Source organism: Rathayibacter sp. VKM Ac-2927 (assembly GCF_022815525.1).
In the GTDB taxonomy this organism is placed as follows: Bacteria; Actinomycetota; Actinomycetes; order Actinomycetales; family Microbacteriaceae; genus Rathayibacter; species Rathayibacter festucae.
In genome coordinates, this window is sequence record NZ_JALGRT010000003.1 from 428882 (window position 1) to 441997 (window position 13116).

The window sequence follows — 13116 nt, forward strand, 5'->3', positions numbered from 1 at the left end:
GGGTCGCGAGGAGCCGTGCGACCGGAGGGAGATCTCATGTCCGGCAGTCGTTCGGACGGTCCGGGAGTCACCCGCCGCGCCGCGATCGCGATGGCCTGCACGGCGCCCGTCCTCGCCGCGGCGGTCGGCGCCCCCGGGTCCGCCGCAACGGCTCCGCGACCCCTCGAGGCCGGACCGTACGTCGGTCTCTTCCTGGACTCCCTGTCCGCGGGGAACTTCATCGTCGAGCTCCGGGCAGCGCGCAGCGTGGTGTCCGGAGCACCGGTCGAGCTGCTCAGCGACGCCCGGATGGACGTGACCGCCGAGCACGACGTCGAGCACTGGTCGGAGTGGCTGGTCGTCGACCGCCCGCGCTCCGCCCACCTCGTGGTCCCGGCCGGGCGCTATCGGAGCCACGGCAGCTACACGGACCGGGACGGGCGGGTGATGCAGGTGGCGTCCCTCGGCCCGGGACGGATGTACTGCGCGCTGACGCCGGTTCCCCCGGGCGGGTTCCGTGTCACGGCGACCGTGACCCGAGGCCCGGTCTCCCCCGAGACGACGGGCGAGGCCCCCGCGTTCCTCGGCCTCCCGACCCGGACGATCCTCGTCGACGTCTGAGAGCGGCGCCAGGGTCTCGATACGCCCCTGCGGGGCTACTCGACCAGCATGTAGCTCATACGCCCCTGGAGGGCTGCTCGACCAGCAGGCAGCGCGCGCTACCAGCCCTCGGGGCCCGCGCTTCCGGCCTCGTACTCGTCGAGCGGGGTGCCGCCCTCGGCCCAGTGCGAGAGCACCGGCGTGATGATCCGCCAGCACTGCTCGGCGACGGCGCCCGGCACCGACAGCAGGGTGTCGCCCTGGAGGATGCCGGCGAGCACCTGCGCGTAGGGGTCGAGGGTGGCGGCGCCGGGCTGCGCCTGGAGCGTCGTGCGCTCGAGGTCGGTCAGGTCGTCGGCGCTGTTCACCAGCAGGTCGAGGCTGACGTCGCCGCCCTTGAGCGACATCCGCAGGACCGTGCCCGCGCCGTCGTCGGCGCCGACCAGGCCGCGCGGCGGGGTCGCGGCGCGGAAGTGCACGGCGACTTCGTGGCGCGGGTCCCCGATCGCCTTGCCGGAGCGCAGCGCGAACGGCACGCCGGCCCAGCGGGGCGTGTCGACCTGGAGCAGCAGCTGCGCGAGCGTCTCGGTGCCGGCTTCCGGATCGACGTCGGGCTCGTCGACGTAGGAGGGGAAGAACCGGCCGTCGACCCGGCCCTCGGTGTAGCGGGCGCGGCGCGCGGTGGCGGGGTCGTCGCGCCAGAGGCGGACGGCGCCGAGCGCCTCGGCCATCCGCTCGTGGACGTCCTCGGGTGAGACCTCCTCGGGGCGCTCCATCGTCGTGAGCGCGAGCACCATCAGCAGGTGGCTCTGCAGCATGTCGCGCAGGGCGCCGGTGCCGTCGTAGAAGGCGGCGCGCCCCTCGATCCCGAGCGTCTCGTCGTAGACGATCTCGATCTTCTCGATCTGCTCGGCGCTCCAGCTCGCCTCGAGCAGCCGGTTGCCGAAGCGCAGTCCGAGCATGCCCATGACGGTCGCGTTGCCGAGGAAGTGGTCGATGCGCCACAGGCGGTCCTCGGAGATCACGGGCGCGAAGGCGGCGTTGAGCGCGATCGCGTCGTCGAGGTCCTCGCCGAACGGCTTCTCGATCGCGACGACGAGGTCCTCCGGGAGGTCCAGCTTCGAGAGCGAGTCGGCGACCTTGTGGCCCATCGCCGGCGGCAGCGCGACGTAGAGCACGGGCGTCGACGGGCACGCGTCGAGCAGGGCCTTCAGCTGCTCCGGGTCGGAGGCGTCGGTGGCGACGAAGCGGGCGCGCGAGGCGAGGTCGTCGACGGTGTGCGCCGCGATCCCGGCGGCCTCGAGACTCCGGCGGACGAGCCCCTGCCACTCGTCGTCGGACTGCGGGGTGCGGGCGGCGCCGATCAGGGTCAGCTCGGAGTCGCGGGCGAGCTCGGCGACGCGGCCGAGACCCGGCAGGAGCAGCCGCTCGGTGAGATCGCCGCCCGCGCCGAGGATCGCGATGGTGCGGCGGGTGCTCTCGAGAGCGGTGGCCTCGGGGATGCCGATCGGGTCGGTCATGGTGTCTCCTCCTGTGCGGGGTGCGGGGCGTGGTGCGGGTCGGGGTGCTGGGCGTCGGGAGGCGTCGTCACGGCTCACGCCTCGGGGATCGTGCGCTCGAAGAGCGCCGGCCGCTCCACGTCGGGGTCGGGGCCGCTGCGGACGCCGGTGTCGAGGGCGTCGATCCGGGCGAGCTCGTCGTCGGAGAGCTCGAAGTCGAAGACGTCGATGTTCGCGGCGATACGCTCGGGGTTCGTCGACTTGGGGATCGCGGAGCGGCCCTGCTGCAGGTGCCAGCGGAGCATCACCTGCGCGGGGCTCTTGCCGTGCTCGGTCGCGATGGCGCCGATCGTCGCGTCGTCCATCACGCTGCGGCGCTCGTCGCCCCAGCCGGGGTAGAAGGTGATGCCGCCGATCGGCGACCAGGCCTGGGTGAGGATCCCGCGCTCGGCGTGCTCGCGGCGGAGGTCGGGCTGCGCGAAGTACGGGTGCAGCTCGACCTGGTTGACGGCGGGGATGACGTCGACCTCGGCGAGGAGGCGCGCCAGGTGCGCGGGCGTGAAGTTGCTGACGCCGATCGCGCGCACGCCGCCGTCGGCGAGGAGCTTCTCCAGCGCCCGGTAGGCGGCGACGGTGGTGTCGAAGCGGGACGGGACGGGCTGGTGCAGGATCAGCAGGTCGAGCTGCTCGACGCCGAGCTTGCCGGTCGCCTTCTCGAACGCGCGCAGGGTCTCGTCGTAGCCGTAGTCGGTGACCCAGACCTTCGTCTCGACGAACACCTCCGAGCGGTCCAGGCCCGAGCGGCGGAGGCCCTCGCCGACCTCGCGCTCGTTGCCGTACGCGGCGGCGGTGTCGATGTGGCGGTAGCCGGCCTCGAGGGCCGACTGCACGGCGGCGGTCGTCTCCTCGGGCGCGCTCTGGAAAACGCCGAGCCCGAGAGCGGGAAGGGTGACGCCGTTGTTGAGGGTGAGCTGCAGGGTCATGACTCCACGCTAGGACGCGATCGCCGCCGGAGGGAGGGTCCCGCCACCCCCTCGACGGGAGCGCCGGAGTGTGCGCTGATGGAGGCGGTGCTCGACGACGTCCCTCCGCTTCCGGAGCGGAGCGCGCAGCCCTCATCCGGAAAGGTCGGGTCCGCCGTGCCCCTCAGCGTTCTGTTCATCGGAGGAACGGGCATCATCAGCTCCGAGGGCGTCCGCCGCGCCCTCGCCGTCGGGCACGAGGTGACCGTGCTGAACCGCGGCCGGACCTCCATCCGCCCGCTGCCCGAGGGCGTCCGGACGCTGACCGCCGATGTCCGAGACCCGGCCTCCGTGCGCGAGGCCCTCGGCGCCGAGCGCTTCGACGCGGTGATCGAGTTCGCGGCGTTCACCCCCGAGCACGTGCAGCAGGACATCGACCTGTTCGCCGGCCGCACCGGCCAGTACGTCTTCATCAGCTCGGCCTCGGCCTACCAGAAGCCGCCGGCACGCGTGCCGGTGACGGAGTCGACGCCGCTGCGGAACCCGTACTGGAGCTACTCGCAGGACAAGATCGCCTGCGAGGACCTGCTGGTCGGCGAGTACCGGCGCACCGGCTTCCCGGTGACGATCGTCCGCCCCTCGCACACCTACGACCGCACCGCGCTGCCGGTCGACGGCGGCTGGACCGTCATCGACCGGATGCGGCGCGGACTCGAGGTGGTCGTGCCCGGCGACGGCACCTCGCTCTGGACGATCACCCACAGCCGCGACGTCGCCGTCGGCCTCGTGGGGCTGCTCGGCGCGCCGGCGGCGATCGGCGAGGCGTTCCACATCACCGGCGACGAGACGCCCACCTGGGACCGCATCCACCACGACCTCGCGACCGCCGCGGGCACCGAGGCGCGGATCGTGCACGTCACCTCCGACGCGATCGCCGCGGCCGACCCGGAGCTGGGCGCGGGCATCGTCGGCGACAAGGCCCACTCGATGGTCTTCGACAACGCGAAGATCCGGAGCCTGGTGCCGGCGTTCGCGCCCTCGACCCGCTTCAGCGACGGCGCGCGCGAGATCGTCGAGTGGTACGACGCGGACCCGGCGCGGCGGACGGTGGACGAGCGGATGGATCGGCTCTTCGACGCGTTGATCGAGACCTACCGGCCGCGGGCGCTCTGATTGCGCGTCAGACCACCGCGATGGTGAGGTAGTCCTCGATCGGAGCGGCCGAGGTGCTCGTCAGTGAGACGAGGCAGCTGACGATGTAGCCCGACGCATGGACGCTGAACTGCGGCGGGACCGGAGACTCGCCGTCTCGGAGGCCGGTCGCGTCCGACCAGGCGAGGACGACGACGCCCGGCGTGCGGGAGCCGAGCGGCTCCACGACGACCCAGGCGCCCTCCTCGAGGACGAAGTCGGACAGCACGACGTCGCTGTCGCCCGTGTCGAACGTGATCCGGGCGACGATGTCGCGCACGGGCTCGCTGTCCCGAGCGGCGTAGACGACCGGGGTGAACTGGCCCGCGTAGAGGTCCCCGCCGCCGTTCGAGAGCCCGCCGGAGACGATGCCGAGCGAGGCCGAGACCGCCGTCGAGGCGGCGGCGAGCGGAGCAGCGGAGGCGGCGAGGAGGACGGGGGCGCTCCACAGGGCGGCGGTCGTCGCGGTGCGGCGCGAGACGGGGCGGGGGCTGGTCATGGGGTCCTCTCGGGGCGTTCGACGGCGGCGGCGGCCACCGAGGGTCACGCTAATGCTCGGCTTCGAGTCCGGTGCCGGATCCGCCCGAGTTGTCCCCCGCACGGGGTCACCGCACGCGCTCGCCACCGGGACCGGCAGGCGGAAAGTTCACTTGGCTATGCATCGCCGTTCACCCACGGGAGCGGGAATCAGGAGTGTGCTGGGTGAGCCCCTTCTCAGGGGCCCTCACCCCAAGGAGTCCCCGACGTGACACGACTGCCCCGCTCCGCGCACCGCGGACGCACCGCACTGGCCCTCACGGCCGTCGCCCTGGTCGGCGCCGCCGCCCTGGCCGCCCCCGGCGCGGCCACCGCCATCGGCGCCGCCGACCTCGCCGCCACCGGTGGCGCCGCCCGCATCTCCCCCGTCGACGCCGACCTCTCCGACTCGCTGCGCGCGGCCGTGAAGGAGCAGGACGCGAAGAACGTCATCCTCCTGATCGGCGACGGCATGGGCGACTCCGAGATCACGGTCGCCCGCAACTACGCCTACGGCGCCGCTGGCCGCTTCCCCGGTATCGACGCCCTGCCGATCACCGGCCAGTACACGACGTACTCGCTCTACCGCGCCGACGACCCCGCGACCGGTGCCGTCAAGGGCGCCCCGGACTACGTGCCCGACTCCGCCGCGACCGGCAGCGCCTGGGCGACCGGCACCAAGACCTACGACAACGCGATCTCGGTCGACATCGACCAGGAGCGCAAGGACACCCTCCTCGAGATCGCGAAGGCGAACGGCCTGAAGACCGGCAACGTCACCACCGCCGAGATCCAGGACGCGACTCCGGCTGTGCAGGCCGCGCACGTCGACGCGCGCAGCTGCTACGGACCCGACAGCGCCAGCTGCGGGAACGACGCGCTCGAGAACGGCGGACTCGGCTCGATCAGCGAGCAGATCCTCGACACCCGCGCCGACCTCACCCTCGGCGGCGGCTCCGCCACGTTCGCGCAGACCGCGAAGGCGGGCGACTGGGCCGGGCAGACCCTGTTCCAGCAGGCCGACGAGCGCGGCTACCAGGTGCTCGGCGACGCGACGACGGCCGGTACGGCGGACCAGCTCGACGCGCTGACCGTCGCCGACCAGGATGCGCCGGTGCTCGGCCTGTTCAACTCGGGCAACCTGCCCGTGCGCTACGCGCCGACCCCCGCGACCGTCGGCGGCGCCGACGCCGCGCCGCAGACCTGCATCGCGAACCCCGCGCGTCCCGCCGAGCAGCCCACCCTGCGCGCGATGACCGAGAAGGCGATCGACCTGCTCGACACCGGCGACGAGGGCTTCTTCCTCCAGGTCGAGGGCGCCAGCATCGACAAGCAGGACCACGCCGCGAACGCCTGCGGCCAGATCGGCGAGACCGTCGACCTCGACGAGGCCGTCCAGGCCGCGCTCGCGTTCGCCGAGGCGGACGGGAACACCCTCGTCATCGTCACCGCCGACCACGCGCACTCCAGCCAGATCGTCGACTCCACCCCGCCGACCTCGCTCAGCACCGCGCTGAAGACGGTCGACGGCAGCACGATGAAGGTGTCCTACGGCACGGCCGCCGAGGGCGGCTCGCAGCAGCACACCGGCACGCAGCTGCGCATCGCGGCCTACGGACCCGGCGCGGCCAACGTCGCGGGCCTCACCGACCAGAGCGACACGTTCTTCACCATCTCGAACGCGCTCGGCCTCGACCGCGACATCCGGAACCTGAGCTTCGGCGCCACCGCCGAGCTCTCGGGCAGCGCCTTCGCCCCCGGAGCCCGGATCACCCTGACGGCGGAGGGCTTCCAGGGCGACACGCAGCTCATCGGCTCCGCGCCGCTCTTCACCGAGCGCACGGCGACGCGCGACCTCAACGACGGCGCGCTGACCGCCACCGCGAAGGCCCCCACCACCCCCGGGGACTACAGCGTCACGGTCACCGGTGCGCAGTCGGGCAAGGCGATCACCCTCGCCTTCACCGTGAAGCGCTGATCCTCGGGCACTGATCCTCGGGCACTGATCCCCGGGCACTGATCGCAGAAGGGCCGTCCCCACCGGGGCGGCCCTTCCGCCGTCCCCGGCCCGCCCTCCCCCGTCTCGGAGGCGCGGAGTGCTGGCCCCTCGACCCGCCACCGGCCTAGGTTGGAGGCACCTGCTCCGCCCGCACCGAGTTCCGATGGAGGAACCCCATGGCCACGATCCGCAGTCTCCGACGGGCGGCGCTCGCGCTGGTCGCCGTCGCCTCCCTCGGAGTGGCGGGCGCCGCACCCGCCGCCGCGCTCGACTGGCCGTTCCCCGGCGTCCCGAGCCGCGGTCTCCCGACGGCGCAGGAGCTCCGCGACGCGCTCGGCGGTCCGGTCGTCTCGCCGTCGACGTCGGTCGGCTCCGGCGGCGCGGTCTCCTCGGTCGACGCGCTCGCGAGCCGGGTCGGCCTCGAGGTGCTCAAGCGCGGCGGCAACGCGGCCGACGCCGCCGTCGCGACGGCCTCGGCCCTCGGCGTCACCGAGCCGTACAGCGCCGGGATCGGCGGCGGCGGCTACTTCGTCTACTTCGATGCGAAGACCGGCGAGGTGAGCACCATCGACGGCCGCGAGACGGCACCGGCCGGCATCACTCCGGACGCCTTCCTCGACCCGGCGACCGGTGCGCCGTACCCGTTCACCCCGCAGCTCGTCTCGTCCGGAGTCGCGGTCGGCGTCCCCGGCACGGTCGCGACCTGGGACGCCGCGGTCGATCGCTTCGGCACCCTCCCGCTCCCGGTCGTGCTGGCCCCGTCGATCGTGCTCGCGGCCAAGGGCTTCCCGGTGGACGAGACCTTCCGCAGCCAGACGCTCGACAACCTCGAGCGCTTCCAGCAGTTCCCCGACACCGCGGAGCTGTTCCTCCCCGGTGGCGACGCTCCGGCGGTCGGCAGCACCTTCCGCAACCCGGACCTCGCGAAGACCCTCGCCCGGATCGCCGCTCGCGGGCCGAGCGCGTTCTACGACGGACCGCTCGCGGCCGAGATCGCCGACACGGTGCAGAACCCGCGACTCGCGGAGGGCTCGACCCTCCCCGCCCCGGCCGGCTCGATGACCGAGGACGACCTCGCCGGCTACTCGGTGTCCGAGCAGGCGCCGACCCACACCTCCTACCGCGGGCTCGACGTCTACGGCATGGCGCCCTCCTCCTCGGGCGGCATCGCGATCGGCGAGGCGCTGAACATCCTCGAGAACCATGACCTCGCCGCCGAGGACACCGGCAGCGCTCTGCACCTCTACCTCGAGGCGTCGGCCCGCGCCTTCGCCGACCGCGGCGCGTACGTGGGCGATCCGGCCTTCGTCGACGTGCCGACCGAGACGCTGCTCAGCCAGGAGTTCGCGGACTCCCGCGACTGCACCATCGACCCGGCGGCCGCCTCCACGCGGCCGGTCGCCCCGGGCGCGCTCGACGGCGTCGGCTGCGCGACCGCCGTCAGCGCGGAGCAGCCGGACACCGAGAACGTCTCGACCACGCACCTCTCCGTCGTCGACAAGTGGGGCAACGCGGCGTCCTACACGCTGACGATCGAGCAGACCGGCGGCTCGGCGATGACCGTCCCCGGCCGCGGCTTCCTCCTCAACAACGAGCTGACCGACTTCTCCGCGACGCCCGTGGAGGGCGACCCGAACCGGATCGAGCCCGGCAAGCGCCCGCGCTCCTCGATGTCGCCGACGATCGTGCTCGAGGACGGGGCGGTGAAGTTCGTCGTCGGCTCGCCGGGCGGAGCGACGATCATCACGACCGTGCTGCAGACGCTCGTGAACCGCATCGACCTCGGCATGACGCTGCCGGAGGCGGTGGCCGCGCCCCGGGCGTCGCAGCGCAACACCGCGTCCACCTCCGCCGAGCCCGGCTTCATCGAGGCCTACGCCGACGATCTCGCGCCCTTCGGCCAGCAGCTGACGCCCTCGGGCGACACCTTCACCTCGGCCGCGCAGATCGGCGCGGTCGCCGCCATCGAGGTCGACCCCTCCGGCCTGATGACCGCCGCCGCCGAGCCCGTCCGCCGCGGCGGCGGGGTCGGCCTCGTCGTCACCCCGGAGAAGTGATGCGGGCGCGAATCAGACCGCCGTCCTCGGGGCAGCTGGGCTCTCGAGGGGCCCCTGCGGGGCTGCTCGACCAGCGTGCGGAGACGCAGGTGTCACTCGTGCGCATCATGCTGATCGAGTAGCCCTCGCAGAGGGCGCATCGAGATCCACCGTCACCCGACGACCGGGTCTCGATACGCGCTGCGCGCTACTCGACCAGCATGGGGCGAGCCGCCCACTTCGTCCTGCTGACGTCGCACACAAGCATGCTGATCGAGTAGCCCTCGCAGAGGGCGTCTCGAGATCCACCCACCCCCACGACGTCGGGACTGAAGAGGCCCCGCCCCGCCCCCGCCCTCTGCCGGTGTGGTCGCTCCGCGGATCGATCACCCAGCACCTCGTGCCCTGATCGGACCGGCTCGGGTGTCCGGGTACGGTGCCGTCATGGTCGTGTCGCGAGAGCTGGTGGACCGCTGGGTGGCGGGGTGGTGCGAGTCGCGCGGGATGCTCGTGCGGCGCGACGGGGACGGCCGGCTCGTCGAGGTCGCGGCGGAGACCCGCTCCCGGGAGTACGTGATCGCGGAGCCTTCGCTGCCCGAGCTGCGCCGACTCACCGCCGCCGTCACCGCGCCCGACGTCTGGCTGACGATCGTCGGGGACCTCGACGAGCGCGAGCGCGACGCGGTGGCCGGCCTCGACCCCGTGACCAGCGACGAGCGGATGATGACCACCCGGCTCCGGAGGGCCGCGAGGCCGCCGCAGGTGCGGATCGAGACGAGTGGTCGCGTCGCGCACGCCCGCATCGAGGCGGAGGGCGAGGTCGCGGCCCGCGGTCAGGCGGCGCTGAGCGGCGGCGGCGACGTCGTCTTCGACCGGATCGAGACGACTCCGCGGTTCCGCCGCCGCGGCCTCGGCGGCCTGGTGATGACCGGCCTCAGCGCCTGGGCGGCGGAGAACGGCGCGACCACGGGACTCCTGATGGCGAGCGTCGGCGGGCGCGCGCTCTACTCGAGCCTCGGCTGGACGGAGGTGGCGCCGATCGTCACCCTGCGCGGGCGGGCCGCCGGTGCGGCGGCTGACGTGGACGAGTCACTCCTCCACAGACCGGACTTTCGAAGGCTCTCTTAGGGTTCCACCCGGCGACCGCTCGGGTGTCGGTGGTCCCTGGTTCAATACGCGTATGGATGAGCACAGCGACCCGGGAGCGGCAGGACAGCCGGGCGCGCTCTCGGCCGTCGACGCGCTGACCGACATCGCCGCGGAGATCGGACGCACCTCCGCACAGCTGCTCCTCTCCCGCGCGCAGACCCTGCACCTCGCCTACCGCGCGGCGGTCACCGTCCCCGACGCGTTCGCCCGCGGCAAGTCACTCTCCCGCAGCGAGGCGCGCTCCCTGATCGAGCGGTCCATCCGGGCCGAGTTCGCGGTCAAGCTGCGCCTGTCCGAGCGGGCCACGGAGACGGTCCTCGAGCACGCCCGGCTGCTCGTCGAGGACCTCCCCCGCACCCGCGCCCTGCTGGCCGAGGGCCGGCTGCTGTGGGACTCGAGCGAGATCGTCTGCGCGACCGCCGCCACCCTGCCTCCCGGCTCCCGCGCCCGGTTCGACGAGCGCGCCGCCGAGGTCGCCCCGGACGTGACCCCGACGCAGCTGAGGCGGATCGTCGCCCGGCTGCGCGACGAGCTGCACGAGGAGCCCCTCGCCCAGCGGCACGTCCGCGCCCGGCAGGACCGCGCCGTCTGGATCTCGCCGGAGGTCGACGGCATGGCGACGCTCTGCGCGCTGCTGCCCGCGCCGGACGCGATGGGCATCGCCGAGCGCGTCGACCGCATCGCCCGGTCCCTCCGCGACGGCGGCGACGAGCGCACGCTGGCGCAGCTGAAGGCCGACGTCTTCACCGATCTGCTGCGTGACGGCGACATCGCCGGCACCACACCCGCGGGCGATGGCCCTCAGGTGTCGGCGTCGTACGTGCCCGGGATCCGCGCGGAGGTGCGCCTCACGCTCGCCGCATCGACTGCTGCCGGTCTGGACGATGCCCCCGCGGACCTCGACGGCTACGGCCTCATTCCGGCCGATCTCGCCCGAGCGCTGGTCGAGAGGGGCGCGTCGTTCACCCGAGTCCTCACCGACCCCGATACCCGCGCGGTCGTCTCCGTCGGCCGCACCTACCGAGTCCCGCCGCCGCAGATGCGTCTGCACCTCCAGCTGCGCGACCAGACCTGCCGCTTCCCCGGCTGCACCCGCACCGCGTCCCGGGCGGAGGCCGACCACACGATCGAATGGCGCAACGGCGGAGAGACGTCCCTCGAGAACCTCGTCTCCCTCTGCACGTCCCACCACCACGTCCGCCACGGCGACCGCTGGACCTACGTCCCCCGCAAGGACGGCAGCATCGTCTGGACCACCCCCACCGGCCGCCTCGTCACGATCCGCCCACCCGCCCTCGCCGGCGCCCCGCCGGGCCCCCGCTTCGACGACGCACCACCCCCGTTCTGACGAACGCCGGTCTCGATACGCGCCGCCTCATGCTGATCGAGTAGCCCTCGCAGAGGGCGTATCGAGATCCACCCTCGTCAGGCGGGTAGGTCTCGATACGCGCTGCGCGCTACTCGACCAACATGAAATGAGCGCGCTCGCGCTCGCCCATGCGCCGCTTCATGGTCCGTCGGCCCGCTCACGCCTGCTCAGCACGCCGATGCCGATCCATGCTGACCGAGTAGCCCTCGGAGAGGGCGTATCGAGATCCACCGTCACCCGGTGGGTGGGTCTCGATACGCGCTCCGCGCTACTCGACCAACATGGGTCCGTCACGCCTGCTCAGCACGCCGGTGCCGATTCATGCTGATCGAGTAGCTCTCGCAGAGGGCGTATCGAGATCCACCGCTCCGCGAGGCGGCGCCCGGCGGCTAGAGGCCCGCGGGCTTCGACGGGGTCCGGAGCCAGGTGTCGAAGAAGGCGGTCAGGTCCTGGCCGGAGACCGACTCGGCGAGGTCCTGGAGGTCGGCCGTGGCCACGGTGCCGTAGCGGTTCTCGGCGGCCCAGCGCTGCAGCAGCGTGCCGAAGGCCTCGTCGCCGATCGTGGAGCGCAGCTCGACCAGGGTGAGTCCGCCGCGTGCGTAGATCGGGCTGTCGAAGAGGCCGAGCGCGCCGGGATCCGCGACCTGCGTGGCCCAGAACGGGTCGTCGGCGGGGATCGACGCGACCTCCGCGGCCGACTCCTCGACGGTCGGGCCGCCGTCGTGCTCCGCCCACAGCCACTCGGCGTAGGTGGCGAAGCCCTCGTTCAGCCAGATGTCCGACCAGAGCCGCGGGGTGACGCTGTCGCCGAACCACTGGTGCGAGATCTCGTGCGCGACGGTCGAGGTGTCGGCGCTGCCCGAGTAGAACGAGCGTCCCTGCGTCTCGAGCGCGTAGCCGATCTCCTCGTCGTCGACGACGGCTCCCCCGGAGCGGAACGGGTAGGCGCCGAAGACGCCCGTGAAGTAGTCGATGATCTCGCCCTGGCGCGCGAGGGCGGCCTCGGTGCTCGCCCGCGCCTCGCCGGTGATGTCGCGATCGACCGCGTCGATGCTGACGACGCCGCCCGCCCGGGAGGGGACGAGGTCGTAGTCGCCGATGTTCACCATCGCGAGGTAGCTCGCCATCGGACTGGTCTCGACCCAGCTCGACGTGGTCCAGCCGTTGCGGGTGACCGGCGAGCCCACCGGCACCCCGTTGGCGACGGCGGTGCGCCCCTCCGGGACCGTGAGGGTGAAGGAGTAGCGGGCCTTGTCGGCAGGCGAGTCGTTCACCGGGTACCAGGTCGAGGCGCCGTCGGGCTCGCTCGCGACCAGCGCGCCGTCGTCGGTCGACCACCAGCCGTACGGGGCGCCGGTGCCGTCGACCGGGTTGCCGGTCGTGCCGGCGTAGCGGATGTCGACCAGGGTCGGCGCGCCCTTCTTCAGCGAGCGGGACGGCGTGATCGTCAGCTCGTCGCCGACCTGCGTGAAGGCCGCGCCCTTCGTGTTCACCGACACCTTCGAGACCGTCGGTCCGCGCAGGTCGAAGGAGAACGAGCTCAGCTCCTGCGTCGGCGCGAGAGTCACGACAGCCCGGCCGGTGAGCGCCCGCGGCGCCGGGTCGTAGGTGAGGAACAGGCTGTAGCTGAGCGCGTCGAAGCCCGAGCTGCCGAGGCCGGGGAAGTACGGGTCGCCGGAGCTGGTGCCTCCGCTCGTCCCCGCTTTCACAGCGGTGTCGGCGAGGGCGGGCGCCGGGAGGGCGAGAGCCCCGGCGACGAGGGCGGAGGCGAGGAGCGCCGGGACGACACGGCGGGAGGAGGCGGGCATGCGGCACA

At 73.0% G+C, this 13116-nt stretch carries 10 protein-coding genes; 6 read left to right on the forward strand and 4 right to left on the reverse strand.

All coding sequences use genetic code 11. The features are described 5' to 3' along the window. The first annotated feature begins 36 nt into the window (after positions 1-36). Positions 37-600 carry a hypothetical protein gene (locus MT353_RS11170; RefSeq protein WP_243624448.1) on the forward strand — a complete coding sequence of 188 codons (564 nt, stop codon included), beginning with the start codon at positions 37-39 and terminating at the stop codon, positions 598-600. Positions 601-698: 98 nt separating this feature from the next. On the opposite strand, the gene MT353_RS11175 is transcribed toward MT353_RS11170, so the two are convergent. After that, a complete protein-coding gene (locus MT353_RS11175; RefSeq protein WP_243624449.1) occupies positions 699-2099 on the reverse strand; it encodes a glucose-6-phosphate dehydrogenase in 1401 nt (466 codons plus the stop codon). Between the two features lie 74 nt (positions 2100-2173). Then, positions 2174-3061: an aldo/keto reductase gene (locus MT353_RS11180; RefSeq protein WP_243624450.1), complete on the reverse strand. Its 888-nt coding sequence runs from the start codon at positions 3059-3061 to the stop codon at positions 2174-2176. 156 nt (positions 3062-3217) lie between these two features. On the opposite strand from MT353_RS11180, the gene MT353_RS11185 reads away from it, so the two are divergent. After that, positions 3218-4213, forward strand: coding sequence for an SDR family oxidoreductase (locus MT353_RS11185; RefSeq protein WP_243624451.1), 996 nt, complete (start codon positions 3218-3220; stop codon positions 4211-4213). A gap of 7 nt (positions 4214-4220) precedes the next feature. On the opposite strand, the gene MT353_RS11190 is transcribed toward MT353_RS11185, so the two are convergent. After that, the gene (locus tag MT353_RS11190; protein ID WP_243624452.1) at positions 4221-4730 is read right to left on the reverse strand and encodes a hypothetical protein; all 510 of its coding nucleotides are present in this window, start codon (positions 4728-4730) and stop codon (positions 4221-4223) included. A 246-nt stretch (positions 4731-4976) separates the two neighbouring features. On the opposite strand from MT353_RS11190, the gene phoA reads away from it, so the two are divergent. The 4 genes from phoA to MT353_RS11210 all read left to right on the forward strand — a co-directional run bounded on the left by phoA (position 4977) and on the right by MT353_RS11210 (position 11279). After that, entirely contained in the window at positions 4977-6725 is a 1749-nt protein-coding gene (gene phoA, locus MT353_RS11195; RefSeq protein WP_243624453.1) for an alkaline phosphatase, read from the forward strand. A 197-nt stretch (positions 6726-6922) separates the two neighbouring features. After that, positions 6923-8803 (forward strand): gamma-glutamyltransferase, encoded by a 1881-nt coding sequence (ggt, locus tag MT353_RS11200; RefSeq protein ID WP_243624454.1) that lies wholly within the window; start codon positions 6923-6925, stop codon positions 8801-8803. A 423-nt stretch (positions 8804-9226) separates the two neighbouring features. Beyond that, positions 9227-9910, forward strand: coding sequence for a GNAT family N-acetyltransferase (locus MT353_RS11205; RefSeq protein WP_243624455.1), 684 nt, complete (start codon positions 9227-9229; stop codon positions 9908-9910). A 52-nt stretch (positions 9911-9962) separates the two neighbouring features. Beyond that, positions 9963-11279: an HNH endonuclease signature motif containing protein gene (locus MT353_RS11210; protein ID WP_243624456.1), complete on the forward strand. Its 1317-nt coding sequence runs from the start codon at positions 9963-9965 to the stop codon at positions 11277-11279. Positions 11280-11689: 410 nt separating this feature from the next. Here MT353_RS11210 and MT353_RS11215 read toward each other — a convergent pair whose 3' ends face one another. Further along, entirely contained in the window at positions 11690-13108 is a 1419-nt protein-coding gene (locus tag MT353_RS11215) for a M1 family metallopeptidase (RefSeq protein ID WP_243624457.1), read from the reverse strand. Positions 13109-13116 lie beyond the last annotated feature (8 nt).

What these genes read in the sequence shown, in the direction of transcription:
- MT353_RS11170 (WP_243624448.1), top strand. Translation starts at nt 37, where the DNA reads ATGTCCGGCAGTCGTTCGGACGGTCCGGGAGTCACCCGCCGCGCCGCG.
- MT353_RS11175 (WP_243624449.1), bottom strand. Translation starts at nt 2,099, where the DNA reads ATGACCGACCCGATCGGCATCCCCGAGGCCACCGCTCTCGAGAGCACC.
- MT353_RS11180 (WP_243624450.1), bottom strand. Translation starts at nt 3,061, where the DNA reads ATGACCCTGCAGCTCACCCTCAACAACGGCGTCACCCTTCCCGCTCTC.
- MT353_RS11190 (WP_243624452.1), bottom strand. Translation starts at nt 4,730, where the DNA reads ATGACCAGCCCCCGCCCCGTCTCGCGCCGCACCGCGACGACCGCCGCC.
- ggt (WP_243624454.1), top strand. Translation starts at nt 6,923, where the DNA reads ATGGCCACGATCCGCAGTCTCCGACGGGCGGCGCTCGCGCTGGTCGCC.
- MT353_RS11205 (WP_243624455.1), top strand. Translation starts at nt 9,227, where the DNA reads ATGGTCGTGTCGCGAGAGCTGGTGGACCGCTGGGTGGCGGGGTGGTGC.
- MT353_RS11210 (WP_243624456.1), top strand. Translation starts at nt 9,963, where the DNA reads ATGGATGAGCACAGCGACCCGGGAGCGGCAGGACAGCCGGGCGCGCTC.
- MT353_RS11215 (WP_243624457.1), bottom strand. Translation starts at nt 13,108, where the DNA reads ATGCCCGCCTCCTCCCGCCGTGTCGTCCCGGCGCTCCTCGCCTCCGCC.